Source organism: Sphingomonas sp., from assembly GCF_048595155.1.
In the GTDB taxonomy this organism is placed as follows: domain Bacteria; phylum Pseudomonadota; class Alphaproteobacteria; order Sphingomonadales; family Sphingomonadaceae; genus Sphingomonas_I.
Window position 1 is genome coordinate 1 of sequence record NZ_JBMDXN010000035.1, and the last position, 1,823, is coordinate 1,823.

3 protein-coding genes are annotated in these 1,823 nt (G+C 68.3%); all 3 read left to right on the forward strand.

Annotated features, from left to right (window positions below; translation table 11 throughout):
- Positions 1 to 8 precede the first annotated feature (8 nt).
- The 3 genes from ACOJSI_RS05695 (at position 9) to mtnC (ending at position 1,487) form a co-directional block, all read left to right on the forward strand.
- Positions 9 to 131: a class II aldolase/adducin family protein gene (locus ACOJSI_RS05695; protein WP_420137295.1), complete on the forward strand. Its 123-nt coding sequence runs from the start codon at positions 9 to 11 to the stop codon at positions 129 to 131.
- 94 nt (positions 132 to 225) lie between these two features.
- Entirely contained in the window at positions 226 to 783 is a 558-nt protein-coding gene (locus tag ACOJSI_RS05700) for a 1,2-dihydroxy-3-keto-5-methylthiopentene dioxygenase (RefSeq protein ID WP_130519736.1), read from the forward strand.
- The gene (mtnC, locus tag ACOJSI_RS05705; protein ID WP_420137294.1) at positions 783 to 1,487 is read left to right on the forward strand and encodes an acireductone synthase; all 705 of its coding nucleotides are present in this window, start codon (positions 783 to 785) and stop codon (positions 1,485 to 1,487) included. Before ACOJSI_RS05700 ends, mtnC begins: the two co-directional genes overlap by 1 nt.
- The last annotated feature ends 336 nt before the right edge of the window (positions 1,488 to 1,823 follow it).

The window sequence follows — 1,823 nt, forward strand, 5'->3', positions numbered from 1 at the left end:
GCTACCTGATCGACGGCCACGGCCTGTACGCCTGGGGCCGCACGATGGCCGAGGCGCGGCGCCATCTGGAAGCGTTCGAGTTCCTGTTCGCGGCGGAACTGGAGCTGCGCAAGCTCGGCGCGCGCGGCTGAATCGCACTGCTGCGTTGCATGGCGGCGACGCCGCCCGGCGCCGCCGCTGCTACCCTTTTCCGCCCGGCCTTCGCCCCCCTGCCAGGAGCCCGCCATGAGCCGTCTTCGCATCTTCGACCACGCCGATCCGTCCACGCCGCTGTTCGCCAGCTACGACCCGGATTTCATCGCCACCGAGCTCGAGAAGATCGGGGTGCTGTTCGAGCGCTGGCAGGCCTCCAAGCCGATCGAGCCCGGCGCCTCGCCCGAGGCGGTGATGGACGCCTATCGCGCCGACATCGACCGCCTGGTCGCCGAGCGCGGCTTCAAGTCGGTGGACGTGGTCAGCATCGCGCCCGATCATCCGGCGCGCGCCGAGATGCGCACCAAGTTCCTGGACGAGCACTTCCACAAGGAGGACGAGGTGCGCTTCTTCGTCGCCGGCTCGGGATTGTTCACCCTGCACGTGGACGACAAGGTCTACGAGATCGAGTGCGTCAAGGACGACCTGATCGCCGTGCCGGACGGAACCAAGCACTGGTTCGACATGGGCGAGTCGCCCAGCTTCGTGGCGATCCGCTTCTTCACCGAGCCGGACGGCTGGGTCGGCCACTTCACCGGCGAGACCATCGCCGCCAGCTTCCCGCGCTACACCCCGGAGCGGGCTTCCTGATGGGCGTTGTGCAGGCGGTGCTCACCGATATCGAGGGCACGACCAGCAGCATTTCCTTCGTCAAGGACGTGCTGTTTCCGTATGCGCGGCGTGCGCTGCCGGCCTTCGTCGCCGCCCACGGCGACGACCCGGACGTGCGCCGCTGGCTGGATGCGGTCAGCGCGGATGCGCCGCAGGCGCAGGACGATGCCGCGCGCGTGGCGGTGCTGCAGGACTGGATCGACGCCGACCGCAAGCACACCGCGCTCAAGGCGCTGCAGGGCATGGTCTGGGAGGCGGGCTACCGCGAGGCGGACTTCACCGCGCACATGTATCCGGACGCGGCCCAGGCCCTGCAGGACTGGTATGGCGAGGGCCTGGCGCTGTACGTCTATTCGTCCGGCTCGGTGCCGGCGCAGAAGCTGTTCTTCGGCCACAGCGATGCCGGCGACCTGACGCCCCTGGTGTCGGGCTGGTTCGACACCGAGATCGGCGGCAAGCGCGAGCGCGTCAGCTATGCGCGCATCGTCGAGCGCATCGGCGTGGCGCCGCGCGAGGTGCTGTTCCTGTCCGACGTGGTGGCCGAACTGGACGCCGCGCGCGAGGCCGGCCTGCAGACCGTGCTGCTGGACCGGCTGGAAGACTATCCGACCCCGCGCGATGCGGACGCCTGCAACGGACATCCGCGGGTGACCTCGTTCGCGCAGATCGAGCCGGCGGCCTGAGCGGCCTTCTTTTCAAGAACGATTCGCATTTCGCCAGCGACTTCGCGCGCTGGCTAGACTTGCCCCCGCGCCGTCAGCCCGCTTCCGCCAGCGACGACGCGCACCGGTCACCGCCCGCCCGCTTTCGCCAGCCAGCCGACCGTTTCAGGACGCCCCGTTTGGGGCGTTTGGTGTTTTGGGGATTCGGGATTCGGGATTCGGGATTCGGGATTCGGGATTCGGGAATCGGGAATCGGGAATCGGGAATCGGGAATCGGGAATCGGGAATCGGGATTGGAGCGTAGCCGTGGGTTTGCTGCGGGGATTGAATTGAGCTCGCTGATCGGCGGTGACCGC

Excerpts from the sequence above, each read along its gene's own strand:
- mtnC (WP_420137294.1), top strand. The coding sequence starts at position 783 with ATGGGCGTTGTGCAGGCGGTGCTCACCGATATCGAGGGCACGACCAGC.
- ACOJSI_RS05700 (WP_130519736.1), top strand. The coding sequence starts at position 226 with ATGAGCCGTCTTCGCATCTTCGACCACGCCGATCCGTCCACGCCGCTG.